The organism is Roseateles sp. PN1 (assembly GCF_038419725.1).
Taxonomy (GTDB): domain Bacteria; phylum Pseudomonadota; class Gammaproteobacteria; order Burkholderiales; family Burkholderiaceae_C; genus Paucibacter_A.
This window is the reverse complement of record NZ_JBCARA010000008.1, coordinates 73,315-100,110: the sequence shown is the minus strand read 5'-3', so window position 1 is coordinate 100,110 and position 26,796 is coordinate 73,315. Positions and strand designations below refer to the sequence as shown.

At 65.1% G+C, this 26,796-nt stretch carries 28 protein-coding genes and 1 tRNA gene; 22 read left to right on the top strand and 7 right to left on the bottom strand.

Annotation, left to right across the window (positions count from 1 at the left end; genetic code table 11):
- Nucleotides 1-15 precede the first annotated feature (15 nt).
- The 7 genes from fdhE (at nt 16) to AABB87_RS13830 (ending at nt 6,076) form a co-directional block, all read left to right on the top strand.
- Entirely contained in the window at nt 16-1,053 is a 1,038-nt protein-coding gene (gene fdhE / locus AABB87_RS13860) for a formate dehydrogenase accessory protein FdhE (protein ID WP_341971788.1), read from the top strand.
- Nucleotides 1,053-2,504 carry an L-seryl-tRNA(Sec) selenium transferase gene (selA, locus tag AABB87_RS13855; RefSeq protein WP_341971787.1) on the top strand — a complete coding sequence of 484 codons (1,452 nt, stop codon included), beginning with the start codon at nt 1,053-1,055 and terminating at the stop codon, nt 2,502-2,504. The genes fdhE and selA overlap by 1 nt, the downstream gene beginning before the upstream one ends.
- On the top strand, nt 2,501-4,447 hold the full coding sequence (gene selB / locus AABB87_RS13850) for a selenocysteine-specific translation elongation factor (RefSeq protein WP_341971786.1): 1,947 nt from the start codon (nt 2,501-2,503) through the stop codon (nt 4,445-4,447). Before selA ends, selB begins: the two co-directional genes overlap by 4 nt.
- A 31-nt stretch (nt 4,448-4,478) precedes the next feature.
- A tRNA-Sec gene (locus tag AABB87_RS13845) sits at nt 4,479-4,574 on the top strand.
- Between the two features lie 84 nt (nt 4,575-4,658).
- Entirely contained in the window at nt 4,659-5,090 is a 432-nt protein-coding gene (locus AABB87_RS13840) for a glycine cleavage system protein H (RefSeq protein ID WP_341971785.1), read from the top strand.
- Nucleotides 5,091-5,119: 29 nt separating this feature from the next.
- Nucleotides 5,120-5,494, top strand: a complete 375-nt coding sequence (locus AABB87_RS13835) for a DsrE family protein (RefSeq protein ID WP_341971784.1) — start codon at nt 5,120-5,122, stop codon at nt 5,492-5,494.
- Nucleotides 5,495-5,497: 3 nt separating this feature from the next.
- Entirely contained in the window at nt 5,498-6,076 is a 579-nt protein-coding gene (locus AABB87_RS13830; protein WP_341971783.1) for a nitroreductase family protein, read from the top strand.
- Nucleotides 6,077-6,099: 23 nt separating this feature from the next.
- Here AABB87_RS13830 and AABB87_RS13825 read toward each other — a convergent pair whose 3' ends face one another.
- Both AABB87_RS13825 and AABB87_RS13820 read right to left on the bottom strand, forming a co-directional pair.
- Entirely contained in the window at nt 6,100-7,143 is a 1,044-nt protein-coding gene (locus AABB87_RS13825; RefSeq protein ID WP_341971781.1) for a 2-dehydropantoate 2-reductase, read from the bottom strand.
- Entirely contained in the window at nt 7,140-7,685 is a 546-nt protein-coding gene (locus AABB87_RS13820; protein WP_058720299.1) for an Mpo1 family 2-hydroxy fatty acid dioxygenase, read from the bottom strand. The genes AABB87_RS13825 and AABB87_RS13820 overlap by 4 nt, the downstream gene beginning before the upstream one ends.
- A 105-nt stretch (nt 7,686-7,790) precedes the next feature.
- Here AABB87_RS13820 and AABB87_RS13815 point away from each other — a divergent pair, with 105 nt between their 5' ends.
- Nucleotides 7,791-8,558, top strand: a complete 768-nt coding sequence (locus tag AABB87_RS13815; RefSeq protein WP_341971780.1) for a YceI family protein — start codon at nt 7,791-7,793, stop codon at nt 8,556-8,558.
- Between the two features lie 187 nt (nt 8,559-8,745).
- Nucleotides 8,746-9,426: a DUF502 domain-containing protein gene (locus AABB87_RS13810; RefSeq protein ID WP_341971779.1), complete on the top strand. Its 681-nt coding sequence runs from the start codon at nt 8,746-8,748 to the stop codon at nt 9,424-9,426.
- Between the two features lie 31 nt (nt 9,427-9,457).
- On the opposite strand, the gene moeA is transcribed toward AABB87_RS13810, so the two are convergent.
- The 4 genes from moeA to moaA all read right to left on the bottom strand — a co-directional run bounded on the left by moeA (nt 9,458) and on the right by moaA (nt 13,194).
- Complete coding sequence (moeA, locus tag AABB87_RS13805; RefSeq protein ID WP_341971778.1) at nt 9,458-10,759, bottom strand: molybdopterin molybdotransferase MoeA; 1,302 nt, start codon at nt 10,757-10,759, stop codon at nt 9,458-9,460.
- A 63-nt stretch (nt 10,760-10,822) separates the two neighbouring features.
- The gene (locus AABB87_RS13800; RefSeq protein WP_341971777.1) at nt 10,823-11,374 is read right to left on the bottom strand and encodes a GNAT family N-acetyltransferase; all 552 of its coding nucleotides are present in this window, start codon (nt 11,372-11,374) and stop codon (nt 10,823-10,825) included.
- The gene (gene mobA, locus AABB87_RS13795) at nt 11,371-12,048 is read right to left on the bottom strand and encodes a molybdenum cofactor guanylyltransferase MobA (protein WP_341971776.1); all 678 of its coding nucleotides are present in this window, start codon (nt 12,046-12,048) and stop codon (nt 11,371-11,373) included. The genes AABB87_RS13800 and mobA overlap by 4 nt, the downstream gene beginning before the upstream one ends.
- A 9-nt stretch (nt 12,049-12,057) precedes the next feature.
- Nucleotides 12,058-13,194, bottom strand: coding sequence for a GTP 3',8-cyclase MoaA (moaA, locus tag AABB87_RS13790; RefSeq protein ID WP_341971775.1), 1,137 nt, complete (start codon nt 13,192-13,194; stop codon nt 12,058-12,060).
- Between the two features lie 186 nt (nt 13,195-13,380).
- Here moaA and AABB87_RS13785 point away from each other — a divergent pair, with 186 nt between their 5' ends.
- Both AABB87_RS13785 and AABB87_RS13780 read left to right on the top strand, forming a co-directional pair.
- Complete coding sequence (locus tag AABB87_RS13785; RefSeq protein WP_341971774.1) at nt 13,381-13,872, top strand: response regulator; 492 nt, start codon at nt 13,381-13,383, stop codon at nt 13,870-13,872.
- A 23-nt stretch (nt 13,873-13,895) separates the two neighbouring features.
- Entirely contained in the window at nt 13,896-15,284 is a 1,389-nt protein-coding gene (locus tag AABB87_RS13780) for an ATP-binding protein (RefSeq protein WP_341971773.1), read from the top strand.
- A gap of 80 nt (nt 15,285-15,364) precedes the next feature.
- Here AABB87_RS13780 and AABB87_RS13775 read toward each other — a convergent pair whose 3' ends face one another.
- The gene (locus AABB87_RS13775; protein WP_341971772.1) at nt 15,365-15,967 is read right to left on the bottom strand and encodes a phenylacetic acid degradation protein PaaY; all 603 of its coding nucleotides are present in this window, start codon (nt 15,965-15,967) and stop codon (nt 15,365-15,367) included.
- Nucleotides 15,968-16,199: 232 nt separating this feature from the next.
- Here AABB87_RS13775 and AABB87_RS13770 point away from each other — a divergent pair, with 232 nt between their 5' ends.
- From AABB87_RS13770 to paaZ, 11 genes are all read left to right on the top strand, one after another.
- Nucleotides 16,200-17,006 (top strand): enoyl-CoA hydratase-related protein, encoded by an 807-nt coding sequence (locus AABB87_RS13770; RefSeq protein WP_341971771.1) that lies wholly within the window; start codon nt 16,200-16,202, stop codon nt 17,004-17,006.
- Between the two features lie 4 nt (nt 17,007-17,010).
- A complete protein-coding gene (gene paaI / locus AABB87_RS13765) occupies nt 17,011-17,472 on the top strand; it encodes a hydroxyphenylacetyl-CoA thioesterase PaaI (protein ID WP_058720289.1) in 462 nt (153 codons plus the stop codon).
- Between the two features lie 31 nt (nt 17,473-17,503).
- Entirely contained in the window at nt 17,504-18,820 is a 1,317-nt protein-coding gene (gene paaK, locus AABB87_RS13760) for a phenylacetate--CoA ligase PaaK (RefSeq protein ID WP_341971770.1), read from the top strand.
- A 24-nt stretch (nt 18,821-18,844) separates the two neighbouring features.
- On the top strand, nt 18,845-19,846 hold the full coding sequence (gene paaA, locus AABB87_RS13755) for a 1,2-phenylacetyl-CoA epoxidase subunit PaaA (protein ID WP_341971769.1): 1,002 nt from the start codon (nt 18,845-18,847) through the stop codon (nt 19,844-19,846).
- 37 nt (nt 19,847-19,883) lie between these two features.
- Nucleotides 19,884-20,198, top strand: a complete 315-nt coding sequence (gene paaB, locus AABB87_RS13750; protein ID WP_058720286.1) for a 1,2-phenylacetyl-CoA epoxidase subunit PaaB — start codon at nt 19,884-19,886, stop codon at nt 20,196-20,198.
- A gap of 11 nt (nt 20,199-20,209) precedes the next feature.
- Nucleotides 20,210-21,010, top strand: coding sequence for a 1,2-phenylacetyl-CoA epoxidase subunit PaaC (gene paaC / locus AABB87_RS13745; RefSeq protein WP_058720285.1), 801 nt, complete (start codon nt 20,210-20,212; stop codon nt 21,008-21,010).
- A gap of 2 nt (nt 21,011-21,012) precedes the next feature.
- Entirely contained in the window at nt 21,013-21,537 is a 525-nt protein-coding gene (paaD, locus tag AABB87_RS13740) for a 1,2-phenylacetyl-CoA epoxidase subunit PaaD (RefSeq protein WP_058720284.1), read from the top strand.
- Nucleotides 21,538-21,558: 21 nt separating this feature from the next.
- On the top strand, nt 21,559-22,638 hold the full coding sequence (paaE, locus tag AABB87_RS13735) for a 1,2-phenylacetyl-CoA epoxidase subunit PaaE (protein ID WP_341971768.1): 1,080 nt from the start codon (nt 21,559-21,561) through the stop codon (nt 22,636-22,638).
- 32 nt (nt 22,639-22,670) lie between these two features.
- Nucleotides 22,671-23,291, top strand: a complete 621-nt coding sequence (locus AABB87_RS13730) for a TetR/AcrR family transcriptional regulator (RefSeq protein WP_341971767.1) — start codon at nt 22,671-22,673, stop codon at nt 23,289-23,291.
- Nucleotides 23,292-23,362: 71 nt separating this feature from the next.
- Nucleotides 23,363-24,517 carry an ABC transporter substrate-binding protein gene (locus AABB87_RS13725; protein ID WP_058720281.1) on the top strand — a complete coding sequence of 385 codons (1,155 nt, stop codon included), beginning with the start codon at nt 23,363-23,365 and terminating at the stop codon, nt 24,515-24,517.
- Nucleotides 24,518-24,703: 186 nt separating this feature from the next.
- A complete protein-coding gene (gene paaZ / locus AABB87_RS13720) occupies nt 24,704-26,779 on the top strand; it encodes a phenylacetic acid degradation bifunctional protein PaaZ (RefSeq protein ID WP_341971766.1) in 2,076 nt (691 codons plus the stop codon).
- Nucleotides 26,780-26,796 lie beyond the last annotated feature (17 nt).

Below are 26,796 nucleotides of genomic sequence, written 5' to 3'. Positions count from 1 at the left end.
TTTGACGGAAAACCTATGACAGTCTCCAGCACCGCCAAACTGATGTCGCCCGAAGAAATCGCGGTGCGCGCGGGTGAACAGATTCCCTTTTTGCTCTACCCCGAGCCCGGCGTTTTTGCTGCGCGCGCCTTGCGTTTGCGTCAGCTGGCCCAAGGCCATGCCATGGCTGACTTTCTGCACTTCGCGGCCGAGCTGGCACAGGCCCAGCACGAGCAGCTGAGCCGCTCGCAGCCGGCCCTGACCCTGCCCAGCCAAGCGCAGATCGAGCAAGCCGCACAAGCCGGCCAGGCTTTGTTGGCGCCCGCACGTTGGCCGTTGGATCCGGTCTGGCGCGAAGGCCTGCGTGCCTTGATGCACACGCTGGCTGCGCGCTTGGCCGCCGGCCCCGCGCAAGCCGCCGTGCTGGGCTTGGTGCAGGCCAGCGACAGCCACCTGGACCTGCAAGCGCAGCGACTGCTGGCCGGCGTGATGCTGGGCCTGGATCTGGCCACCGCGCCGCTGATCGCCGCCGGCTTGCAGCTTTACTGGACTCAAGTGCTGAGCCAGTTGCAAGCCCGCTACGAGCGCGACAAGGTGCCCAATCAGCTGGCGCCTTTCGGTCGTATCGACGACCCGCTGGTCTGCCCCTGCTGCGCCTCCAAGCCGGTGGCCAGCATCACCCGCATCGGTGCCGATGGCGCTGGCTTCCGCTATCTGTCTTGCAGCCTGTGCGCCGCGCAATGGCATTACGTGCGGGTCAAGTGCGCCCATTGCCAAAGCACCAAAGGCATCTCGTTCCAGGGCCTGCTGGCCGAGGACGGCAGCACGCCCGAGGGCGCGGCCGCCGTGCAGGCCGAGTGCTGCAGCGAATGCGGCCACTACCTCAAGGTGGTGCACATGGAAAAAGACCAGGCGGTCGAACCCCATGCCGATGACTTGGCCACGCTGACACTGGATCTGCTGGTGTCTGACACGGGTCTGATTCGCCACGGCCTCAATCTGATGCTTTTGTTTGGCGATCCAGAATCTGAGGGCGAAGCGGGCAATGCCCCGCCCGACACGAAAGCGCACTGATGACGACGCCCGAAGCATCCATGGTTCATGGTCTGAAGGCAGCGCCCAAAGACTTGCCCTCGCTGGACCGCCTGCTGAGCAGCCCGCGCGCGGGCGAGTTGATCGGCCAGCATGGCCACCAATTCGTTGCCAAGCGCGCGCGCGCCTTGCTGGATGGGCTGCGCAGCAGCGCCCTGGCCGGCACGCTGGAGTTGGCCGAGCTGGCCCTGCCCAGCCTGGCCGAGCGCCTGAGCGAACGCTGCGCGCAAGACCTGGCCCCGCGCATGCGAGCCGTCATTAATTTGACCGGCACGGTCTTGCACACCAATCTGGGCCGCGCGCTCTTGGCGGATGAGGCCTTGGGTCATGTGATGGCCATGATGGTCGGGCCGAATAACCTCGAATTTGATCTGAGCACCGGTGGACGCGGCGACCGCGACAGTATGGTCGAAGCCCTGCTGTGCGAGATCACCGGCGCTGAAGCCGCCACCGTCGTCAACAACAATGCCGCCGCCGTGCTGCTGTCCATCGCAGCACTTGCCGGTGGGCGGGAAGTGATTGTGTCGCGCGGTGAATTGGTGGAAATCGGCGGCGCCTTCCGCATGCCGGATGTGATGGCCGCCGCAGGCGCCCGCCTGGTTGAAGTGGGCACCACCAACCGCACCCACGCGGCCGATTACGAGCGCGCCATCGGTGCCAACACGGCCATGCTGATGAAGGTTCACACCAGCAATTACGCCATCCAGGGCTTCACCTCGGCGGTGGACGAGGCAGAACTCGCCCCCATCGCGCACGCCAAGGGCTTGCCGCTGGTGACCGATCTGGGCAGTGGCTCGCTGGTGGATCTGGCGCAATGGGGCTTGCCGCGTGAGCCTCTGCCGCAAGAAATGCTCAAGGCCGGTTGCGATGTCGTCACCTTCAGCGGCGACAAACTGCTGGGCGGCCCGCAAGCCGGGCTGATCGTTGGCTCGAAGGCGCAAATTCAGCGCATTCGCAAATTCCCGATGAAGCGGGCGCTGCGCATGTCCAAGCTGCCACTGGCGGCGCTGGAGGCCACGTTACGCCTCTACCTGCAACCCGAGCGGCTCGCCCGCGACCTGCCCACCCTGCGCTTGCTGACCCGGCCGGTGGCCGAGATTCAGGCCCAGGCCCTGCGCCTGCAAGCACCGCTGGCGCAGGCCCTGAGCCCGCGCTTTGTGGTCAGCTTGAGCGAGATGCAAGGGCAGATTGGTTCCGGCTCGCTGCCGGTGGATGTCTTGCCCTCTGCAGGCCTGGTGATCGCGCCGGCTGGTACCAGCAAGAAGGGCTTGGGCACGGCGCTGGACGAGCTGGCCCGCGCCCTGCGCAGCTTGCCCCTGCCGGTGCTGGGCCGGGTGCAGCAAGACCAGTTGTGGTTGGACCTGCGTTGCCTGGACCGCCAGGAGGCCGACTTCCTGGCCCAACTGCCAGCGCTGCGGGAGGCCTTGGCTTGATCATCGGCACCGCCGGTCATATCGACCACGGCAAGACCACCTTGGTGCGCGCCCTGACCGGCGTGGACACCGACCGTCTGCCCGAAGAGAAAAAGCGCGGCATCAGCATCGAGCTGGGCTATGCCTTCATGCCGGGTACGCAAGGCGAGAGCATCGGCTTCATCGACGTGCCCGGCCATGAGCGCCTGGTCCACACCATGCTGGCCGGCGCCACCGGCATGGACCATGCCTTGCTGCTGGTGGCCGCCGATGACGGCGTGATGCCGCAAACGCGGGAGCATCTGGCCGTCTTGGCCTTGCTGGGTTTGAAGGCCATCACGGTGGTGATGAGCAAATGCGACCGGGCCGATGCGCAGCGCCGCCTGGCGCTGCGTGAGGAAATCGCCGCGCTGTTGAGCGGCAGTGGCGTGGACGGCAGCGCACTGTTTGAAGTCAGTGCCAGCACCGGCCAAGGCGTGGCCGAGCTGCGTGCGCACCTTCTTGCTTTGCGACCCACGCGAGCGGCCTTGGCGGAACAAGGCTTTCGCCTGGCGGTGGACCGGGTCTTCTCGCTAGCCGGCGTTGGCACGGTGGCAACCGGCACGGTACACGCGGGCGAGGTCAGCGTGGGGGATGAGTTATGCCTGGTGCCGCCTGTTACCGGGCAAGCGCCGCGCCGGGCCCGCGTGCGCAGCCTGCACGCGCAAAACCAAGGCGTGCAGCAGGCGTCTGCGGGCCAGCGCTGCGCGATCGGCTTGGTCGGCGTGGACAAACAAGACGTGGCGCGCGGCCAATGCTGGGTGGCGCCCGACTTGGCCTTGAGCAGTGAGCGCCTGGACGTGCGCCTGCGCCTGTGGCCCGCCGAAGCGCGCGCCTTGCGCAGCGGCACGCCCGTGCATGTACACATCGGCTCGGCCACGGTGATGGCCAGTGTGGCGGTGTTGGCTTCTGCGCAAGAGGGCAGCCTAGCCGCTGGCGAACAAGGCTTGGTGCAGCTGGTGCTGCGTGAGCCCTTGGCGGCTTGGGCCGGCGACCGGGTGGTGCTGCGCGATGCAGCGGCCAGCCGCACCATTGCCGGCGGCGTGGTGTTGGATCCTTTTGCCCCGGCCCGCTATCGCCGCAGCCCGCAGCGTCTGGCCGAGCTGGTTGCGCTGCAGCTGGATAGTCCTGCAGCCCGCCTACACGCCTTATTGCCCGCCGCCGTGCTGGGCCTGGATCTGAGCCGCTGGGCCACTGCTCAGGGCTTGTCCGCCGAGGCTCGGCAAAGCTTGGAGACGCCAGCGGACAGCTTGCTGGCCAAGGCCGAGGATGGGCACGCCTGGCTGCTGGGCGCGGCTCCCGCCGCGGCGCTGGCCGCCACAGCGCTGCAAGTGCTGCGCGACTATCACGCCAAGAACCCGGGTGAGTTGGGCCCCGACACCGCGCGCTGGCGCCGCTTGGCCGCACCGCGCCTGCCGGAAGCGCTCTGGCGCGCCTTGTTGCAGCGCCTGCAAGAGTCCGGGCAGCTGCAGCTGCGCGGAGCCGTCGCGCATCTGCCTGAGCATGGCTTGCAGCTCTCGCGTGCCGATGAATTGGTGGCGCAGAAGATCGCGCCCTTGTTGAGCACGGCCGGCTTCGAAGGCGCTTGGGCGCGCGACCTGGCCAGTGCCACCCAAACGCCCGAGCCTTTGATGCGCGTCAGCCTTTCTCGCCTGGCGCAAGGCGGCGAGCTGCATCAGGTGGTGAAAGACCTGTACTATGCGGCCCCGGTGATGACACGCTTGGCGGCTATGGCGCGCCAGGTGGTGGACGCGCAAGGCGAGGTCACGGCGGCAGCGTTTCGCGATGCCACCGGCCTGGGCCGCAAGCGTGCTATTCAGATTCTGGAATACTTCGACCGCGTCGGGCTGACCCGCCGCGTTGCCGATACGCACAAGCTGAGGCTGGATTCGCTCTTGTTCAGCGAGCCGGTGCCAAAGGCATGAAGAGGACCTGTGCTTTTGTGGGCAGGACAAAGGAGGGGAAACGATCCTGGTGGATCGGCCGGGCTTCAAACCCGGTGGGTGGTGCCACGCGCCGCCGGGTGGGTTCGACTCCCATTCCCCTCCGCCACTGCATTCCCACCCAGTCTTTGGAGCAGCCGATGCTGGTGAATACCGGTTTATCGTTGCTACATCCCCACCGCGCCCAGACCCCATGCTGATCCAAGGCATCTTGCTCCCCGACAACCTGCTCTATCTGGTTGAACACCAGACCTGGGCTCGCTTGCAGCCTGATGGCTCGGCGCGGCTGGGCATCACGGCCATGGGCTTGAAGGCCTCGGGTGAAATTTATATGTGCCGGCCCAAGTCCGTGGGCACGCAGCTGGAGCAGGGGCGGGCGATGGCGGTGGTGGAATTGGCCAAGTCCATCGTGTCGGTGAAAACGCCGCTATCGGGCCAGGTCTTGCGGGTCAATACCGCGCTGGAAGAATGCCCCGAACTGGTGTGGCGCGACCCCTACGGTGAAGGCTGGTTGCTGGACCTGGCGCCCAGCCGCCTGGCAGAGGAACAGGCGCTGCTGCACAGCGGTGAAGCGGCGCGCGCGCCGATGGAGAACTATGCATGGCTGAATCAACTCAAGCCATAAACACCACAAACTCCACATACGCCCCAAGCGTGACGGGCATTGCTTTGCTGCTGTGGGCGGCCGAGCCCGAGGCGCCGCATCGCCTGGTCACGCCCTTTTTCCATGCTGCGGCCGCAGCGGCCATGGATTTGGAAGTGGAGATTTATTTCACCGCCCGCTCGGTGCTCTTGCTCAAGCCCGGCGTGGCCGCAGGCTTGCGGGCCTCCGCGCTGCATGACAAGACGGTCTACCAAGCCATGCAAGAAGCGCTGGCCCATGGCGCCAAACTGTTTGCTTGTACGGATGCCCTGCATGCGCAAGGCCTGCAGCGCAGCGAGCTGATTCCCGAGTGCAGCGGCCATGGCGGCGCTGTGCAGTTCATGTCCCGCGTGGCCGATCCGGCCTGGCGCAGCCTGGTGTTCTGAGTCATGCCTTCCAGCCCCAATCACGACGCATTGCAAACCTTGCTGGGCCGCTACTCCGTCGGCCCTAAGCATTTGTTGGAACCCGGCCCCTCGAACGAAGAATTGGCGCTGATGGTGGCGGCCGCCTTGCGCGCGCCCGACCATGGCGAGTTGCTGCCATTTCGCTTCAAGCGGGTGGCGGGCGAGGCCCGGCAGCGCATGGCTGACTTATTTGCCGCAGCCGCTCGCGCCGCCGGTAAAGATGAGGCGGGCGCCGCCATGGATGCCGAGCGGGCATTGCGGCCTCCTCTGACCGTGGCCGTGGTGGCCCGCATCGATCTGGGTCACCCGCAGGTGCCCGCGCATGAGCAATGGGCTTGCGTGGGCGGGGCGCTGAGCAACTTCCTCAATGCCGCGCATTGCCTGGGTTATGGGGGCAAGATGCTGTCCGGCGCCAAGGTGCGCGACCCCGGCATCACCGCAGCGTTTTGCTCGCCGGGCGAAATCTTGCTGGGCTGGATCGCGCTGGGCACGCCGGCCAAGCGGGCCAGCGGCCCTTCACGCAAGGGCGGGGTGGAACAGGCTTTGCAGGATTGGGGCTGACGACAGGTCTGCACGGCGGCGATTCAGCTCAGCCCCAGGGCTGCCAGCAATTCATCCGGGCCATAGGGGCGGCTGCGCGCAGGCCAGTCCTGCACCAGACTCTGCATTCGTGCATTCAGCGGCGCCGACACGCCGACGCTGCGAGCCAGTGCCAGCACCTCGCCGCATAAGGCATCGATCTCGGTGCGGCGCCCTAAGGCCAAGTCATCGGCCATGCTGGATCGGGCCTTGGCATCGATCTTGAGCATGCGCGCGGCCACCAGCTTGAACAGCGGGGTGGGCAGGCGCAGCACGTTGAGCAGGCGGCGCGGTGGCAGCGGCGTCATCGCCTGCACGGGCTGGCCGGCGGCGGCCAGCACATCCAGTGCTTCGGCCTGCAGTGCAGCCAGGCAGCGGCGGTAGCCGCGTTGCTGCAACTGCTCGCGCAGCGGCAGGCCGGACAAAGCATTGACGGGATTGTTGAGGTTGAGCAGCAGCTTGCCCCATTGCACCGCCCGCATCGCCTCGGCGGAGTCGATCAACTGCAGCTCGATGCCGCTGTGGGCGAAGGCGCTCTGCAAAGTGCGTAGCGCGGCATCAGGCGCGGCATGGCCTTGCACCATCAGCGCGCCGCTGCTGCCGCGGTGGAAATGACCCGGCGCCAACTCGGCCACATTGAAGGGCACCATGCCGGCGCGGACATCCAAGGCAGGCGCTGCGGCTTGGGCCGCGCTGGCATTGCTGATGCCGTTTTGCATCGACAGCAGCAAGCCGCCTGCGGGCAGGGCAGCCTGCAACTCGCTGGCTGCCTCGGCAGTGGCGGCGCTTTTGACGCACAGCAGGCTGACGGCCGGGTGTAGCCCGGCGGGAACGCGCTCGTGCAGTTGCAGCTTGGCGGCTGGGATGGTGTGCTGGCGGCCAGTCAGATCGCTGCAGACCAGGCCATGAAGGCGCAGGCTGTCCAGCACCCGTGGGCGGCCGACGAAATGCAGGTCCAGCCCGGCCGTGTCGGCCAGGCCGCCCAGATAGCAGCCGATGCTGCCGGCGCCCATCACCAGCACTTGCATCGGTGCGGGCTTGATCGTCAAGCCAGTGGGCGGGTCAGGTCACGGAAATGGGTGGGGCCAACGCGGCGTTCAATCTCGGCCAGCATCTCGCGGCCCCAGCCCAGCGCGAACATGGCTTCGGCCACAACGAACATCGGCCCGACGGCCAGGCCGATTAAATCGTCCACGAAGGCGGGCTTTTTGCCCTCGTAATAATGGCCCAGGAACTGGATCAGCCAGCCCAGCACAAAGCTGCCCACGCCCCAGGCCAGCCAGCTGCTGGTGCTCTCGGCCGCCAAGGGCTCGGCAAGCACGCACAAGAGGCCGTTGACGGCGCTAACGGCCAGGCCCAGCGCCACATTGCCGCGGGTCAGATACCAGACGGTGCTGATCAGCCAGATCACCGAAATCGGCGTCAGGCTCAGGCCCATGACATCCACAGCGGGGCGCGACAGCAGCACGGCGATGGCGAACACGATCAGCGGGATGCCGACGAAATGGGTGGCGATATTGCGGCGGTCGCGGTGGTAGGCGGCGTACTGCGCCATCAGGTCCAGCGCGGAGCGAAAAGTGGAAGGGGTCATGGCAATGTCCCGATAAATGTCAATACTGCATGCTAGTCCAAGCCGCTGACTTTGCACTGTCAGAATCGGGACACATTTCCGCTCCTTTCCATCGTCGTCAACATCATGCTGCCACTTGCGTTTGCTCCTCGACATGCCCTGGCTGTGGCCATGTTTCTTGCCATGGTCGGGCTGACGGGCTGCAGCACGCCGGCGGTCACAGCCTTGGCGCCACCCACCTTGACTCAGGGCACCGACGAAGCCGGCCAATTGGCCGAACGCTTTGCCACGCTGCAGCGGGCCAATCCGCAAGCGCAGTTGTTCAAGCTGGACGCTGAGGCGTCGAACTTGACGGTCCATGTGTTCCGCGCCGGCCGAGCGGCTGCTCTGGGGCACAACCATGTCTTGCAGGCGCCCGCCTTGCAGGGCTGGGCCTTGGTCACGCCGGCTGCGCTGGGGCAGACGCAAATGGAGTTGCTGTTCAGACTTGATGAGCTGCAGCTCGATGCCCCGGCCCAGCGCGCCCGACTCGGCCCTGGCTGGGCCAGCGAGTTGTCGCCCGCGGCGGTGGCGGCGACGCGCAGCAATATGCTGGGCGCCGCCGGTTTGCAGGCCGATCAATACCCCTGGGTTCGCCTGCGGGCGGTGAAGCTTGTGGGCGAGTTACCCAAGTTGGCTGTTCAGGTCGAGATCGAGCTGCACGGCCAAAGCCGTAGCCAGTGGCTGGCGCTGGAGGCCAAGCTTGACGATCAGCGATTGAGCGCACGCGGCGCGCTGGTGCTTCGCCAAAGCGACTTCGGCCTGACGCCGTTTTCGGTCGGCGCCGGCCTGCTGGCGGTGGCGGACGAGTTGCTGGTGGAGTTTGAGCTGGTGGCGCGTCCGCAGGCGCGCTGAGCCTAGCGGCCGGCCTTGCTGCAGGGGGCGCTGCTTGGACGACGCGTCGGTCTTAGCTTCAGCCAAGGCGCTAGCATTGCCGGGCGCTTGATCGCGCGCCTATCCCGCTGTTCATCGCGCCAGTCAGCAAGCTTTTCCGCTGGCCTGCCAAGGCCCCGCCACCGACTTTGTTCCCGATCACCCACCCATGAAACCACTCGTCAAGTCCACCCAAGCCCATGTCCTGCGCACCCTGCTCACCGGCGCGCTGGCAGCCTTACCGATGGTGGCCACTTTGGTGCTGCTGAGTTGGGTGATGTCCTTGCTGCTGCGCTATCTTGGGCCGGGTAGTGCGGTCGGCGGTGTACTCGCGGGCTTGGGTTTGCGCATCACCGAGTCTGAAGGGCTGGCCTATGCCCTGGGCGTGGGCTTGTTGCTGATCTTGGTGTATCTGCTTGGCTTGATGGTGGAGACGCAGTTGCAGCGCCGCCTCAAGGCCATGCTGGATAACCTGATCCGGCGCATCCCCATCATCAGCACGGTCTACGAACTGCTGACCCGCATGGTGACCTTGATGAGCAAGCGCGATGCCGACGGCGTCGGCGCGATGACGCCTGTGTGGTGCCATTTCGGCGGTGTCAAGTCGGCGGAAGAGGGTGGTGGCGTGTTGGTGCTGGGCTTGCTGTCCACGCCCGAGCCGGTGCAGATCAATGGCCAAGCCTATATGGCGGTGATTGTGCCGACGGCGCCGGTGCCGGTGGGCGGCGGCTTGCTCTACTTGCCGCACAGCTGGATCACCCCGGCCGATGTGGGCATGGACGGGCTGACCAGCTTGTATGTCTCCTTGGGGGTCACCAGCAGCGAAGTGCTGGGGCGAAAAGGCGGCTAGCCCCCGGCACTCAGGCCGGCGGCGGCTGGCTTTAACTCAGGGCCGCCAAGGGCCACACGGTGACCCAGTCACCGGCTCGCACATCGGCCTGCTCATGGCTCAGCACCACCAGGGCATTGGCCTGGCACATGCTGGACAAAATGCCCGAGCCTTGATTGCCGGTGATGGCGACCTGCCACTGGCCCGCCGCATTGCGGCTGACGATGCCGCGCTGGTACTCGGTGCGGCCGGGCTTTTTGCGCATGGCCTCGGTGCTGATGGCTTGCACGCTCAGCAGCGGTTCGGGCGTGGCCCCGCTCATGCGCAGCAGCGCTTCGCGCACGAAGGCATAGAAGGTCACCATCACCGCTACCGGGTTGCCTGGCAGTCCGAATAGCAGCGTGCCCGGACCGTTGGCCGATGGCATGCGGCCGATGGCCAGGGGACGGCCCGGCCGCATGGCGACGCGCCAGAACAGCACATCGCCCAGCTCGGCCATCACGGCCTTGGTGTGATCCGCCTCGCCAACGCTGACGCCGCCGGAGCTGATGACTGCATCGGCCTCCAGCGCGGCGCGGCTGAAGGCGGCGCGCAGGGCTTGTGGGTCGTCGCGCACCAAGCCGAGGTCGATCACCTCCACGCCCAACTGCTCCAGCAAGGCCCACAAGGTGTGGCGGTTGCTGTCGTACAAGCCGCCCAGGGGCAAGACCTGACCCTGCTCGACCAGCTCATTGCCGGTGGACAAAATCGCCACCCGCAGGCGCCGCCACACCGGCACCTGGGCCAAGCCCAGCGAGGCCAGCAGGCCGATGTCGGCCGCGCGCAGCTTGCGGCCCTGGCGCAGGGCGATGGCGCCGTGCGCCAGGTCTTCACCGGCCAAGCGGCGGTTGTCGCCGGGCTGCAGCATTCCCGGCGGGATGCTGATGTGTTCGCCCTGGGCATCGGCTTCAAGCTGCACCAGCTCTTGCGGCACCACCGTGTCCAGGCCCGGCGGCATCACCGCGCCCGTCATGATGCGCTGGCAGCAGCCGGGCCGCAGCGCACTTGCACCGGCCTGGCCGGCCAAGCTGGTGCCGGCCACGCGCAAGCGGGTCGGGCCATCAGATTGCAAGTCGCTGCCGCGAAGGGCAAAGCCGTCCATGGCTGAGTTGTCAAACGCGGGGACGTTCAAGGGCGACACCACGTCTGCGCTCAAGACCCGACCCAGGGCTTGGCGCAGGGGCACCTCGCTCTGTTCGGCCGGCGTACTGAGCAGCTGCCCAATGAAGTCTTGCGCTACCTCCACGCGCAAGGCTTTGGGGTCATAGCCGGCTAGGCGGGCGGCTATGGCGGCAAGGGAGTCGGGAGCAGTCATGCGCAGGGGAGAGGACTTCAGGAATTGAACGGTTTGATCAGACTAGAGCAGCATCGGCCTGGGTCAGCGCAGGCGCAAACACATCAGGTCTTTGTCCAGCACGCGGCCGTCAGGCAGCTTGATGGCGCCGGGCAAGCGGCCGTAGCGGGTGAAGCCGCAGCGCTCGTACAGCTTGACGGCCCCGGTGTTGCTGGCGGTCACGCTCAGTGTCACCAACTCCAGCACCGGCTCACCGCGCAGCAGGTTCAAGCTGCGTTGCAGCAGCTGCTGGCCGATGCCGCGGCCGCGCAAATCGTCACGCACCATCATGCCGACGATGTGCACCACATGCCGCACCTTGACGCGGGCCTCATGTTCGCAAGTGATGGCGCCCACCAAATGCCCGTCATGCCAAGCCAGCAGGGTGAATAAGCAGACGCCGCCTCCGCCACCGCTGAGGCGGCTGCGGTAGCTTTCGGCATCGCGGCTGATTTCGGTGGCCGCGTCAGAGGTGAAGGCTTCCGGGTGGCGAGCCAGCATGCCGTCGCGCAAGGCCTTGTAGGCCGGCAGATCGGCCGCGTGCATGGGCCGCAATTGGCAGTCGGGTGAGGTGGGCTTGGGGCTGGCTGCGTTCACTTGTGCGCTCCTGCGGCTTGGCCGGGCCTGCATTCAATCCCTTCCAGCCCCTCCAGCGCCTGCAGTTCAGCCAGGCTGTTGGCATTGAAAAATGCTTGCGCGTCGCTGGGCTGCTCGAAGGGCACTAGGCAATGCGGCTGCGCTCGCAGCCAGGTGTCGATCTTGCGGCCACCGCCAGCGATGTAGTCGGCCAGGCTGTCTTTCAAGCTGACCCGCAAGAGGCAGAACACCGGCTGGATCTGGCTGGCGCTGGCAATGCCTTCTTGCGGGTTGGCGCTCAGCGGCACCGCCAGCTCGGCGTTGGGCGATTGCTGCTGCGCAGCCGCCAGCCGCGCGGCCAGGTCCAGGGGCAGGGCGGGGGTGTCGCAGGGTGCGCTCAGCAGCCATTCGGTCTTCGCCGCTTGCAGTCCGGCCAGCAAGCCTGCCAGCGGGCCGGCGAAGCTGTCGTCGGCATCGCTGACCACCGCGTAACCGCTGGCCGCATAGCGGGCCTGATTGCGGTTGGCATTGATCAACACCGGGCCTACCTGCGGGGCCAGCCGGGCTAATACATGCTCGAACAGGGCCTGGCCGCGCAGCAGCTGCAAGCCCTTGTCGACGCCGCCCATGCGGCTGCCGCGGCCGCCGGCCAAGAGCAGGCCGGTGATTTGTGATCGCTCGATTCGCCCCGTCATCGTGCCTGCTCAGCCGCCGATGTAATGCATCTCGACGCGGCGCTCGCCAGCTTGGGCGTTTGCCTGCGCTTGGCCGCTGGCGCGCAGCTGCGAGTAGCGGTCGCTGCGGGCTGACCAGAGCTGGGCGATGGCGCCTGCCAGGAGTTCATCGCTGCTCGCGCTGCCGCCCCGCAGCAGGCCGCGTAAATCGGCCCCGCGATGGGCGAACAAGCAGTTGTAGAGCTTGCCTTCGGTGGACAGGCGAGCTCGGTTGCAGTCGCCGCAAAAGGCTTGGGTGACGCTGGAGATCAGGCCGATCTCACCCGCACCATCGGCATAGGCCCAGCGTTCGGCCGTTTCGCCGCTGCTGCTGGGGTCCAGTGGCTTGAGCGCGAATTCTTCTTGCAGCCGCGCCAGCACTTGGGCGGATGGCAAAACCTCATCCATCTGCCAGCCATTGCTGCTGCCCACGTCCATGTATTCGATGAAGCGCAAGGTGATGCCCGAGCCGCGGAAATGCCGGGCCATGGGCAGGATTTGGTCGTCATTGCTGCCGCGCTTGACCACCATATTGACCTTGATCGGCGCCAGGCCCACGGCTTGGGCGGCGGCAATGCCGTCCAGCACTTCTGCCACCGGGAAGCCCACATCATTCATGCGCTGAAACTGGGCGTCATCTAGGCCGTCCAGGCTCACTGTGATGCGCTGCAAGCCGGCGTCCTTGAGGCTTTGCGCTTTCTTCTTCAGCAGCGAGCCGTTGGTCGTGAGGGTCAGGTCCAGCGGCAGGCCTTCGGGTGTGCGAATTGCGGCCAACATCTCAATCAGCTTTTCGATATGGCGGCGCAGAAGCGGCTCGCCACCGGTGAGGCGCAGCTTTTGCACCCCCAACTGGGCGAACACCCGCGCCAGGCGGGTGATCTCTTCGAAGCTCAGCAAGTCGGCATGCGGCAAGAAGACATGGTTCTTGTCGAACACATCCTTGGGCATGCAGTAGCTGCAGCGGAAGTTGCAGCGGTCGGTGACCGAGATGCGCAGGTCCCGCAAGGGGCGGCCCAAGGCATCCAACACGGCCCCGCCGGCCCAGGGCATGGCGGGCGTGTCGAGGACGGTAGGCAGCGCGTTGAGCTGGCGCTGGTCGGCAATGGGGAAGACGACGCGAGTAGTCATGGGGGTGATTGTGCCCGCTGGCGAGCGCGCTCTGAGCGAGCGCTGTTTGCGCCTGCGCTGCGGCTGCCAATGTCGGTGCTTTTTACCTCGATGGGCATGCTCGTGCACTGCTGGGGCGCATGGCCAAACCGCAGTAATATCCCGACACAGCTTGTAGTCAAAGCGCCATGACTGGAAGGGCCTTACGTGGATGATGATCTGCTCCTGTGTGACGACCTTGAAGAGCAAGGCCCGGCGCTCGATGTGGCGCCTTGGAAGATATTGGTCGTGGATGACGACCCTGGCATCCATGAGGTCACGAATTTGGTGCTGGCCTGCCGCCGCTTCGACGAGCGGCCTGTCGTGCTCTTGCATGCCAGCTCGGCTGCGGAGGCGGAGCTCGTCTTGTCCGAGCATGGCGACGTTGCCATGCTGCTGCTCGACGTGGTGATGGAGTCCGAGATGGCGGGCTTGCTGCTGGTGGATCGCATCCGCGGCCAGCTCAACAATCGCCGCACGCGCATCATCATTCGCACCGGCCAGCCCGGCTTGCTGAACGAGGACGATGTGCTCAGGCGTTATGACGTCAACGGCTATTGCCTCAAGACGGCACTCACTGACGCACAACTTAATCGCACTTGCCTGCTGGCCCTGCGCAATTACCGCGACATCCGGGACGCTTGCCTGGCCCTGAGCTGAATGTGCTTGCTGGGGGAGTTGCGATGAGCTTGCCGAGTTCCACGAATTCCACGAGTGCCCCTAGTACCTCGGGCGCCTCAGGCGCCGCGCTTTTCGACGAGTTGCAGGCCAAGCAACTGGCCGAAGCCGCGCTGCGCTCAATCACCCTGTCCACCTCCAAGGCCCAGGGCGAGGAGTTTTTTCGGGTGCTGGTGAAGGATCTGGCCCAGGCCATGCAGGTCCACTACGTGATCGCTGGCGAGCTGTGCCAGCTGGACGACGGCGAGGGCATACAGACCCTGGCGGTCTGGGGCGGCAGCGACTACATGCCCAATATCAGCTACAGCCTGGCCAGCACCCCTTGCCGCAATGTGACCGACCAGAGCATGTGCTTCTTGCCCTGCGATGTGCAGCAGGCCTATCCGGAAGATCTGCTCTTGGTCGAGATGGGGGCGCAGAGCTATATCGGCATGCCTATGGTCGGCAGCGATGGGAAGACTTTAGGCATCCTTGTGGCACTGGATGTGCGGCCGATGGCGGAGGATACGCGCTTGCTGGCCTTGTCCTTGCTGTCCATCTTTGCGGCGCGTTGCGCTTCTGAATTGCAGCATCGGCGGCGTGAGGTGGAGTTGGAGGCTCTGGTCGAGACCCGTACGCAGGCGCTGGCGGAAGCGCAGGCCCTGCTGCACGAACGCGAGAAGTTGGCCGCCTTGGGAGGCATGTTGGCGGGCATGGCGCATGAGGTGAACACGCCGGTGGGCGTGGCCATCACCTCTTCATCGGGCCTGAAGACCTATGCCCGTGAACTGATAGAGGCGGTGCGGGCGGAGAAGGTGTCGCGCAGCCATCTGCAAGAGCTGAGTTTGCGTATCGAAAGAGCGGGTGACCTGGTGCAGCGCAATCTGGAGCGCGCGGCCGATCTGCTGGCGAGCTTTCAGACCCTGACGAACGCGCAAGCGACCGCGGCCCCGGTGGAGCTGCTGCTGTCACAAGAGCTGGCGCAGCTTCTGGCCGCCCATTGGGCCGAATTCGATCAGCGCGGCGCTCATCATTGCCTGGATGTTCCCGCTGGTCTGCGCGTGCGCTTGCCCAAGGGCAGTTTGGGGCAGATGGTGTCGAATTTACTGATGAATGCCCTGAAACATGGCTGCGTTGAAGGGCGAACGCTGACCGTGACCATCAAGGCCAATGCGGTGGGTGAGGATTTGCATCTGCAGGTGCGCGACGATGGTGCAGGCGTGGCGCCTGACGTCCGCGCCCATATGCTGGAACCTTTTTACACCACCAAACGGGGGCAGGGCGGCACGGGGCTTGGCCTGCATCTGGTGTTCATGATGGTGCAAAAGCTTGGCGGTCAGCTCAGCCTGGGCGGCGCACCCGGCAGCGGCTTGGTGGTGGACATTGTTTTGCCGCACTGCGTGGTCGGGGTTTGACGGCGGCTTGATGCAGGCCGGCGGCTGGCATCAGGCCCCGCTCACGCCAATGCTGGCGCCCCGACGCCAACGAGCTTTGCTCAAGCTCGCTTGTTAGCGATCAGAGTCTTCGGCCCCGCCACTTTGAGCTGCGGCCGGTTCTCCTCTTCAGCCGCCAGTGGCTGCACCTCCACCAGCGTGGCGTGGCAGCGCAGGGTCAGGTCTTGATAGGTCTGGGTGCCATGCAATTTCCATTTGATCTCGTCCTCGCTCAAGGCGCGCATGACCTTGGCGGGCAGGCCGGCGATCAGGGATTTTTCGGGCAGCTTGAGGCCGGCGCGCACAAAAGCGCAGGCGGCGACGATGCTGTAGGCGCCGACCTCGGCCTCGTCCATCACCACCGCGTTCATGCCCACCAGTGCGTCATGGCGCACGGTGCAGCCATGCAGCACGGCGCCGTGGCCGATATGGCCATTGCGCTCCACCAGGGTGACGGAGTCTGGGAAGCCGTGGACCACGCAGCTGTCTTGCACATTCACGCCCGCTTCCAGCACGATGCGGCCGAAGTCGGCGCGCAGGCTGGCGCAGGGGCCGATATAGCAGCCCGGGCCGATATGCACGTCGCCAATCAAAACGGCGCTGGGGTGAACGTAGGCACTGGGATGAACGACGGGGATGACGCCGTCGATGGCATAGCTGGGCATGGTGTTTGAGCTCTCGGGTTTGAAGCAGCTGAGTGGGCGAAAGGGCTTTGGGCGCGAGCGGGCTGGGCGGTTTAGGGTTAGTACTGCCTTGCTGCGCTTGCGTTAAATCAATGCACAGCCTACGATCTACCGACCGGTCGGTCAAGAATGTTTGTTTGGTCGACTTTTGTCAAATTGCAGTGCCGGGGCCCGAGGTATGCCCCAGCCACTGTGCCGCAATTCAGGGCCACGCATGCAGCAAGAACCGCAGTATTTGAGCAGCCAGGACGGCGCCGTGTTGACGCTCACGCTGAACCGTCCGCAGGCGCTCAATGCCTTCACCTCGGTCTTGCTCGCTCAGCTGCGCGAGGCGCTGGACGCCGCGGCCGAGGATGCCTCGGTGCGCTGTGTGGTGATCACCGGCGCGGGCCGCGCCTTCTGCGCCGGTCAGGATCTGTCTGACCCCTATGTCAAGCCCAGCGATGACCCGGCTGACGCGCCCAAGGACATCGGCCAATTGCTGGACGGCTTTTACGTGCCCCTGGCGCTGCGCGTGCGCAGCATGCCGGTGCCGGTGATTGCGGCCGTCAATGGGGTGGCCGCCGGGGCGGGTGCTAATTTGGCCTTGGGCTGTGATTTGGTCTTGGCCGGCCAGTCGGCCAGCTTTATTCAAGCCTTTGCCAAGATCGGCCTGATCCCCGACTGCGGTGGTACCTGGCTGCTGCCACGCTTGGTGGGCCGTGCCCGCGCCCTGCAACTGGCCTTGCTGGGCGAGAAGCTGCCGGCAGCCGAGGCGCAAGCCATTGGCCTGATCTACCAAGTGGTGGCCGATGAAGACTTGGCCGCCACCGCCCAAGCCCTGGCGCAGCGCCTGAGCCAAAGCCCGGTGCGCGCCATGGCGCAAACCCGCCGCCTGTTTGACCAGGCCGGTTTGCTGGACTTTGACGAAGCGCTCAAGCAAGAGGGGCTAACGCAAAGCCAGCTCGGCTTTGGCGATGACTATCAAGAGGGCGTCAATGCCTTCTTGCAAAAGCGCAAGCCCGTGTTCAAGGATCGCTGACACCATGAATGCACAAGAAATTGCCGAAGCGGTGCGGGATGGCATGTTTGCCAACGACCGCGCGTCCAAGGGTTTGGGCATGGAAATTCTGGCCATCGCCCCCGGCGCAGCCACCCTGGTCATGACGATCAAAGAGTCCATGCTCAATGGCTTCGACATCTGCCATGGCGGCTTCATCACCACATTGGCCGACTCGGCCTTTGCCTTCGCCTGCAACTCCTACAACGAGTTGACGGTGGCCTCGGGCTTTGCCATCGACATCGTGGCACCGGCTCGTCTGGGCGACCGGCTCAAAGCCGTGGCCCACGAGGTGTCGCTGGCCGGTCGCACCGGCGTTTACGACATCACCATCACCAACCAGAACGACGAGCTGATCGCGGTGTTCCGTGGCAAGTCTTACCGCATCAAGGGCAAGCCCGTGGTGCTCTTGCCCATGCCCACGGATGCCGCCGCTTCCGCTGACTGACCGACTGACTGACTCAGGACGAGCTTTTGATATGAGCGCAAGAATCCCCGCCCCGGGCGAGTTGGACCCGATCGAGACCGCCAGCCGCGATGAGTTGCAAGCCCTGCAACTCCAGCGCCTGCGCTGGAGCCTGGCCCATGCCTACGACAATGTGCCGCATTACAAGGCCGCCTTCGATGCGGCCGGCGTCCACCCCAGCGACCTCAAGACGCTGGCGGACCTGAGCCGCTTCCCCTTCACCACCAAACACGATCTGCGCGACAACTACCCCTTCGGCCTGTTCGCCGTGCCGCAGAACCAGGTCGCGCGCATTCACGCCTCCTCGGGCACCACCGGCAAGCCGACCGTGGTGGGCTATACCGCCAAAGACATCGACACCTGGGCCGGCCTGGTGGCGCGCTCCATCCGCGCCGCCGGTGGCCGCGCTGGCGACATCATTCACATCGCCTACGGCTACGGCCTGTTCACCGGAGGCCTGGGCGCACATTACGGCGCCGAGCGTCTGGGCTGCACGGTCATCCCCATGTCCGGCGGCCAGACCGAAAAGCAGGTGCAGCTGATCCAGGACTTCAAGCCCAAGATCATCATGGTCACGCCCAGCTATATGCAGGTGATCATCGAGGAATTCGCGCGTCAGGGCCTGGAGGCCGAGGCCTCGAGCTTGAAGATCGGCATCTTCGGTGCTGAGCCCTGGACCGAGGCCATGCGCCGCGAGATTGAGGCCAAGGCTGGCATCGACGCGGTGGACATCTACGGCTTGTCCGAGGTGATGGGGCCAGGTGTTGCCAGCGAATGCGTGGAAAGCAAGGACGGCCCGGTGATCTGGGAAGACCATTTCTACCCCGAGATCATCGACCCCGAAACCGGCGCGGTGCTGCCCGACGGCTCGGAGGGGGAGCTGGTGTTCACCTCGCTGAGCAAGGAAGCCCTGCCCATCATCCGCTACCGCACCCGCGACCTGACCCGCTTGCTGCCGCCCACCTCTCGCGCCATGCGCCGCATGGGCAAGATTGTTGGCCGCAGCGACGACATGCTGATCATCCGCGGCGTCAATATGTTCCCGACGCAGATCGAAGAGCTGGTGCTGCAAGAGCCGCAACTCTCGGGCCAGTACCAGATCGTGGTCAGCCGAGACGGCTTGCTGGACGCGGTGGAAGTGCGCTGCGAGTTGCAATTGGCCGCCGTGGGCCAGGCCGATGTGGGGGCGATTGCCAAATCGCTGCAGCACCGCATCAAGACCCTGGTGGGCGTGTCCACCAAAGTGGCTATCGGCGCGCCCGATTCGATCGAGCGCACCCTGGTCGGCAAGGCCAGGCGGGTGGTTGACCAGCGACCCAAGTCTGTTTGAGTTGATTGTTTTTCAGGAGCAAGCATGTACACCCAAGCCATGAGCGTCGGCCCACAAGATGTGGCCGCCAAGGTCAAGAGCGCGGAAGAAGCCCAAAAGGAGGCCGCGTTCGAAGCCCGGATTGATGCCGGTGATTTCATCGAAGCCAAAGACTGGATGCCCGAGCATTACCGCAAGACCTTGGTGCGCCAGATCAGTCAGCATGCGCATTCCGAGATCGTCGGCATGCTGCCCGAGGGCAACTGGATCACCCGCGCGCCCACGCTGAAGCGCAAGGCGATTCTGCTGGCCAAGGTGCAGGACGAAGGCGGCCACGGCCTCTACCTCTATTCCGCTGCCGAAACCCTGGGCACCAGCCGCGATCAGATGTTGGCGGCCCTGCATTCGGGCAAGGCCAAGTACAGCTCCATCTTCAACTACCCGACGCTGACCTGGGCCGATATCGGCGTGGTCGGCTGGCTGGTGGATGGCGCGGCCATCATGAACCAGGTGCCGCTGTGCCGCTGCTCCTTCGCGCCCTATGCCCGCGCCATGATCCGCGTCTGCCGCGAGGAAAGCTTTCACCAGCGCCAGGGCTATGAGTCCTTGCTGGTGATGATGCGTGAAGGCACGGCCGAGCAAAAAGCCATGGTGCAAGACGCGGTGAACCGCTGGTGGTGGCCCTCGCTGATGATGTTTGGCCCGGCGGACAAAGACTCACCCAACTCCGAGCAAAGCATGCGCTGGGGCATCAAGCGCATCAGCAATGACGATCTGCGCCAGAAGTTTGTGGACGCCACCATTCCGCAGGCCGAGGTCCTGGGTATCACCGTGCCGGACCCCGACCTGAAGTGGAACGCCCAGACCGAGCACTACGACTTCGGCGCCATCGACTGGGCCGAGTTCTGGCGCGTGGTCGGCGGCGACGGCCCCTGCAACCGCGAGCGCCTGGCTGCCCGCGTCAAAGCCTGGGACGAAGGCGCCTGGGTGCGTGAGGCGGCCCTGGCCCATGCGAAGAAACAGTCACTCCAAGCCAAGGCCGCCTGAGCCTTTCGCCTAGCAACAAGATCAAGGAAACAGCATCATGAGCGAAGCCCAAAAGCCCCAGCCCAGCACCCAAAACGAATGGCCCTTGTGGGAAGTGTTCGTGCGCAGCAAGGCCGGCCTGGACCACAAGCACTGCGGCAGCCTGCACGCGGCCGACGCCAAGATGGCGGTGCAGATGGCCCGCGAGGTCTACACCCGCCGCCAAGAAGGCACCAGCATCTGGGTGGTCTTGTCCAAGCACATCGTTGCCTCTGACCCGGGCGAGAAGGGCATGTACTTCGACCCGATGGAAGACAAGGTTTACCGCCATCCCACGTTCTACGAACTCCCTGAGTCCGTGAACCACATGTGAGGGCGCCTGCCATGTCAATCGCCTCCATCCAAGTCGGCAACAAGGCCGACGTTCACTACCTGCTGCGCATCGCCGATGCCTGCTTGATTCTTTCCCAGCGCCTGGGCGAGTGGTGCGGCCATGCGCCCATCCTCGAGGAAGACTTGGCGCTGACCAATATGGCGCTGGACCTGGTGGGCCAGGCGCGTGGGCTCTTGACCCGCGCCGGCCAGCTTGACGGCCAAGGCCATGACGAAGACCAGCTCGCGTTCTTGCGCGACGAGCGTCAATACCTCAACCCGGTGCTGATGGAGCTGCCCAATAGCGCCAGCGGCAATAGCCGGCCCGGTGACTTTGCGCTCACGCAGGTGCGCAACTTCGGCGTGGCCACCTGGCTGCTGCTGCTGTGGCAGGGCTTGGAGAAATCCAGCGACGCCGAGGTGGCCGCCATTGCCGCCAAGGCCGTCAAGGAAGCCAGTTATCACCAGCAGCATGCGGCTGACTGGGTGGTGCGCCTGGGCGATGGCACAGCCGAGTCCGCCGCCAAAGCCCAAGCCGCCTTGGCCCTGCTGTGGCCTTATTTCAACGAGTTGTTTGCTGACGATGCGGTCAGCGCCGCCGCAGTGGCGCAAGGCCTGGGCCCGGCCTGGTCCACGCTCAAGCCGCAGTGGCAGGCGCAAGTGGCCGAGGTGCTGGCCGATGCCCAGCTCAGCCACCCCAAGGACAGCGCCTATGTGCCGACCGGGCACCTGGGCATTCACAGCGAGCACATGGGCCATCTGCTGGCGGAGATGCAGTATCTGCAGCGCGCCTTCCCTGGCGGTAAGTGGTGATCATGAGCCCCACCGAGGTCAAGGAGCTTGGCTGCGGTCGTCTGGAAGCCGCCTGGGAAGTGCTCAAGCAAATTCCCGACCCGGAAGTGCCGGTGATCTCGCTGTTCGAGTTGGGCATCGTGCGCGATCTGCGTGAGACAGCTGCCGGCCTGCAGGTGGTGCTCACGCCCACCTACAGCGGTTGCCCTGCCACCGAGCTGATTCAGGACGATGTGCGCGCCGCGCTGGCCCGCTTCGGTGAGGTGGAAGTGATCTTGCAGCGCGCGCCGGCCTGGACCACCGACTGGATCAGCGAGGCCGGCCGCGCCAAGCTGCTGGCCTACGGCATTGCGCCGCCCGGACGCGTCTTGTCGGACCAGCCCCAGCCCATCCGCCTGGTGCATCGCGCCGCGCTGACCCAGCTGGCCTGCCCGCGCTGCGGCTCGGCGCAGACCGAGAAGCTCTCGGCCTTTGGCTCCACGGCTTGCAAGGCCTTGTACCGCTGCTTGAGTTGCCGCGAGCCCTTCGAGTATTTCAAACCGATTTGATTGCAGAGGAAGCACTTCACCATGAGTCTTCATTTTCATCCCCTCAAGGTGCGCGCCGTCACGCCCGACACCGAGGAAGCCGTGATCGTCTCCTTCGACCTGGCGCCCGAGTTGGCCGAGGCCTTCAAATTCACCCAGGGGCAATACCTGACCCTGCGCCAAGACGTGGGTGGCGAGGACCTGCGCCGCAGCTACTCCATCTGCGCCGGTGTGGACGATGGCGAACTGCGTGTGGGTGTGCGCAAGGTGCAGGGCGGGCGTTTTTCCAACTGGGTCAATAGCGAGCTCAAGGCCGGCGATGTGATCCAGGTCTACCCGCCGCAAGGCCGCTTCTTTGTGCCGATCGAACCCAGCAGCGCGCGCCACTACGTGGGCATTGCCGGCGGCTCGGGCATCACCCCGATTCTGTCCATCATGAAAACGGTGCTGGCCAAGGAGCCGGCCAGCCGTTTCACGCTGATCTACGGCAATCGCCGCCAGGCCTCCACCATGTTCAAGGAAGAGCTGGAAGACCTGAAGAACCAATACCTCACCCGGCTCAGCCTGCACCATGTGTTCAGCGACGAGGTGGTGGACGCGCCGCTGATGGCCGGCGTGATGAATCGCGCCAAGATTGCTGAGCATTTGAGCGCCCTGGTGCCGGCCGCCGGGATCGACCAGGCCTTCATCTGCGGCCCCTACCAAATGAATGACGAGGCCGAGGCCGCCTTGCGTGAGGCCGGCGTGCCGGAAGAGCGCATCCATGTGGAGCGCTTCGGCACCGTAGAAATGCAGACCGGCAAGCCCGCGCCCCATGTGGTGCTGGCCGGTGATTTGGATGCGGCCAAGGTCACCGTGATTCGCGATGGCATCAGCCGCGAGATCGAGTTCGGCAAGCAAGACGCCAGCATCCTCGACGCCGCGGCTCGCGCCGGCATGGACGTGCCTTTCTCCTGCAAGAGCGGCGTTTGCTCGACCTGCCGCTGCAAGGTGCTGGAAGGTGAGGTGCGCATGGACAAGAACTTCGCGCTGGATAAGCATGAAGTGGCGGCCGGCTTCATCCTCAGCTGCCAAGCCCATGCTTTGACACCCAAGGTCGTGATTTCCTTCGACGAGCGCTGACAATCAGCGCTTTGTCAAAGTAAAAGGACCCCATGGCCAGAGGACGTGCCCCCGGATTTGAGAACCAGCGCGAGGAAATCCTCGACGCGGCGGCGCGGCTGTTTGCCCACAAGGGCTATGCCGGCACGTCCATGAACGCGGTGGCCGAAGCCTGTGAGGTGTCCAAGCCCACGCTTTACCACTACGTCAAGGACAAGCAGGAGTTGCTGGCCCAGATCTGCGAAACCCATGTGCTGGGTCTGGCCGAATTGGTCAAGGATGTGCAGGCGCTCCAGTTGGCGGGCGAGCCGCATCTGCGTGCCTTGATCGCGCGCTTTGTGCAGAGCTATGGCCAGGCGCAGAACCAGCACCGGGTTCTGACCGAGGATGTGAAGTTCTTGAGCGAAGAAGATCAGCAGCGCCTGCTCAAGGTTGAGCGCGAGGTGGTCAATGCCTTCGCCGAGGCGGTGGCCGCGGTGCGGCCCGAGTTGAAGCAAGAGAAATTACACAAGCCGCTGACCATGCTGCTGTTTGGCATGATCAACTGGACCTTCACCTGGCTCAAGCCCGATGGTGATTTGAGTTACGAGGACATGGCGCCGATGGTGGCGGATTTGTTTTTCGGCGGCCTCGGGGCGGTCAGCGCCCCGACAGCAAGCCCCGTGAAGGATTGATGCAGCAAGATGGTTTGGTCGGGCCTATCCGGCATGGTTGTTTGACACATAAATCAATGGAGACAAAGACGATGAATCAGATCAAGAAAACCCTGTTGGCGCTGGCGTCCACCGCGGCGCTGTTCGCGGCATCGGCCCAGGCCGATATCAATGTCGGCGTGACCGTCTCGGCCACCGGCCCGGCCGCTTCGCTGGGTATCCCCGAGAAGAACACCATCGGCCTGATGCCGACCACCATCGCCGGTCAGAAGATCAACTACATCGTCCTGGACGACGCCTCTGACACCACCGCGGCTGTGTCCAACACCCGCAAGCTGATCAGCGAGCACAAGGTGGATGTGGTGGTGGGTTCCACCGTGACGCCTAACTCCCTGGCCATGATTGATGCGGTGGTGGAGGGCAGCACGCCGATGATCTCCATGGCCGCCTCGGCCCGCATCGTCGAGCCCATGGATGCCAAGAAGCGCTGGGTCTTCAAGACCCCGCAGAACGACATCATGATGGCCCTGGCCATCGTCCAGCACATGGCCGCCGCCGGCGTCAAAACGGCCGCCTTCATTGGCTTTGCCGATGCCTACGGCGAAGGCTGGTTCAATGAATTCAGCAAAATCGCCGCCGTCAAGGGCGTGCAGATCGTCGCCTCCGAGCGCTACAACCGCACCGACACCTCGGTCACCGGCCAGGTGCTGAAGCTGATCGCCGCCAAGCCCGATGCGATCCTGATCGGCGGCTCGGGCACGCCGGCTGTGCTGCCGCAAAAGACGCTGAAAGAGCGCGGCTACGCAGGCAAGTTCTACCAAACCCACGGCGTGGCCAATAACGACTTCCTCCGCGTTGGCGGCAAGGATGTCGAAGGCACTTTCTTGCCCAGCGGCCCGGTGCTGGTGGCGGCGCAATTGCCGGCTGACCACCCGGTGAAGAAGAGCGCGCTGGAATACATCGCCAAGTACGAGGCGGCTTTCGGCAAGGGCAATGTGTCCACCTTCGGCGGCCACGCCTGGGACGCCGGCCTGCTGCTGCAAGCCGCCATTCCGGTGGCGCTGAAAAAGGCTCAGCCCGGCACGCCCGCCTTCCGCGCCGCCCTGCGTGATGCGCTTGAAGGCGTGAAGGAATTGCCCGCCGCCCACGGCGTGTTCAGCATGAGCCCGACCGACCACCTGGGTCTGGACCAGCGCGCCCGCGTGATGGTCAAGATCGAAGGCGGCACCTGGAAGTACCAGCCCTGATCGTTCCACCGCTGGGCTGCTGCGCAAGCCAGGCTGGGGTTCTGCAGTGCTCGCCGTACAAGGAAGTACGGCGGCGCGCTGCGGCCCCAATCTCGGCTTGCTCGCCAAGCCCTTCGGCCGCCCGATCCGCTTTTTCAATGACAGCCTCTGCGACTCGCAGAGCCATTCAATAGTTTGAGATCCGCCATGAGCGCCACGCCCCCCATCCTCCAAAGCCTGATCGCCAATCGCTGGATCGGCACGCAATCTGCTCGCGCGCTGCACAGCGCCATCAACGGCCGCGCCGTGGCGCTGACGCATGCGGACGAGATCGACTTCGGCGAAAGCCTGGCCTATGCGCGGGGTCAGGCCTTGCCTGCGCTGCTGAAGCTGGACTTCCAGCAGCGCGCTGCCCTGCTCAAGGCCCTGGCCACCTACCTGATGGAGCACAAGGAGTCGCTCTACGCCGTCTCGGTGCACACCGGCGGCACGCGCTCGGACAACTGGATCGACGTGGAAGGCGGCATCGGCACCTTGTTTGCTTACGCCAGCATCGGCCGCCGTGAACTGCCCAGCAGCAATGTCTTTCACGAAGGCCCGGCCATCGCCCTGGGCAAAGAAGGCCAGTTCATGGGCTCGCACATCCTGGCGCCCAAGCGCGGCGTCGCCGTGCACATCAATGCCTTCAACTTCCCCATGTGGGGCATGTTGGAAAAATTCGCGCCCAGCTTCCTGGCGGGCATGCCTTGCATCGTCAAGCCGGCCACCGCCACGTCCTTCGTGGCCGAGGCCTGTGTGCGCTTGATTCATGCGTCGGGCCTCTTGCCAGCCGGCAGCTTGCAATTGATCGTTGGCGGCTCGGGTGATTTGCTGGATCGTTTGGAGGAGACCGATGTGGTCACCTTCACCGGTTCAGCCGACACGGCCGCCATGCTGCGCGTCAACCCCAATCTGATCCGCCGCTCCATTCCCTTCAACGGCGAGGCCGATAGCCTCAACTGCGCCATCCTAGCGCCGGACGTGCTGCCGGGCGACCCCGAGTTCGAACTCTTTGTGCGCGAAGTTGCCCGTGAGATGACGGCCAAGACCGGCCAGAAGTGCACCGCCATCCGCCGTGCCATCGTGCCGGCTCAGCACATCGATGCGGTGGCTGCTGCGCTGCGCGAGCGCCTGGCCAAGATCAAAGTGGGTGACCCGGCTGTGGAGGGCGTGCGCATGGGTGCCTTGGCCTCCAAAGCCCAGCAGGCCGATGTGGCCGAGCGCGTGGCCTTGCTCAGCCAAGGCAATGAGACGGTGTTCGGCGCCGCGGACGGCTTCGCACCGGTGGGTGAGGGCGTGAGCGAAGGTGCTTTCTTCTCTCCCACGTTGCTGATTTGTCGTGACGCGTTTGCGAACGAGACGGTGCATAACGTCGAGGCCTTCGGCCCGGTTTCCACCCTGATGCCTTACGAGGGCCTGGACCAGGCGCTGGCCCTGGCCGCCAAGGGTCGCGGCAGCTTGGTGGCCTCCGTCGTCACCAAGACGCCTGCGATCGCTGCCGAGGCGGTCTATCAGGCGGCGGCCTTCCACGGCCGTGTTCATGTGCTGGACCGCGAGTCCGCCAAGGAATCCACCGGCCACGGCTCGCCGTTGCCACAGTTGAAACATGGCGGCCCTGGACGTGCCGGCGGTGGTGAAGAGCTCGGCGGCCTGCGCGCCGTTAAGCACTATTTGCAGCGCTGCGCGGTGCAGGGTTCGCCCACCATGCTCAGCGCCATCACCGGCGAATACCAGCGCGGTGGCAAGGTGCAAGAAGATGCGATCCACCCCTTCCGCAAATACTTCGAAGAGATCCAGATCGGTGACTCGCTGCTGACGCATCGCCGCACGGTCAGCGAGGCGGATATCGTCAACTTCGGTGGCGTTTCCGGCGACTACTTCTATATGCACTTCGACGAAGTGGCGGCCAAGGACACACAGTTTGGTCAGCGCATTGCGCATGGCTACTTTGTGCTCTCGGCGGCGGCCGGCTTGTTTGTCTCGCCCGCACCCGGCCCGGTGCTGGCCAATTACGGCCTGGACACTTTGCGCTTTGTGAACCCGGTGGCGATTGGCGACACCATTCAAGCCCGCCTGACTTGCAAGCGCCGCATCGACCGCGCTCAATCCACAACTCCGCGCCCTGACCAGCCGGTCCAGCCACGTCAAGGCGTGGTGGCCTGGGACGTGCAGGTGATGAATCAGCGCGGCGAATTGGTCGCCAGCTACGACATCCTGACCCTGGTGGCCAAGAAGCCGGCTTGAGGTTGACGCCCGGTGTT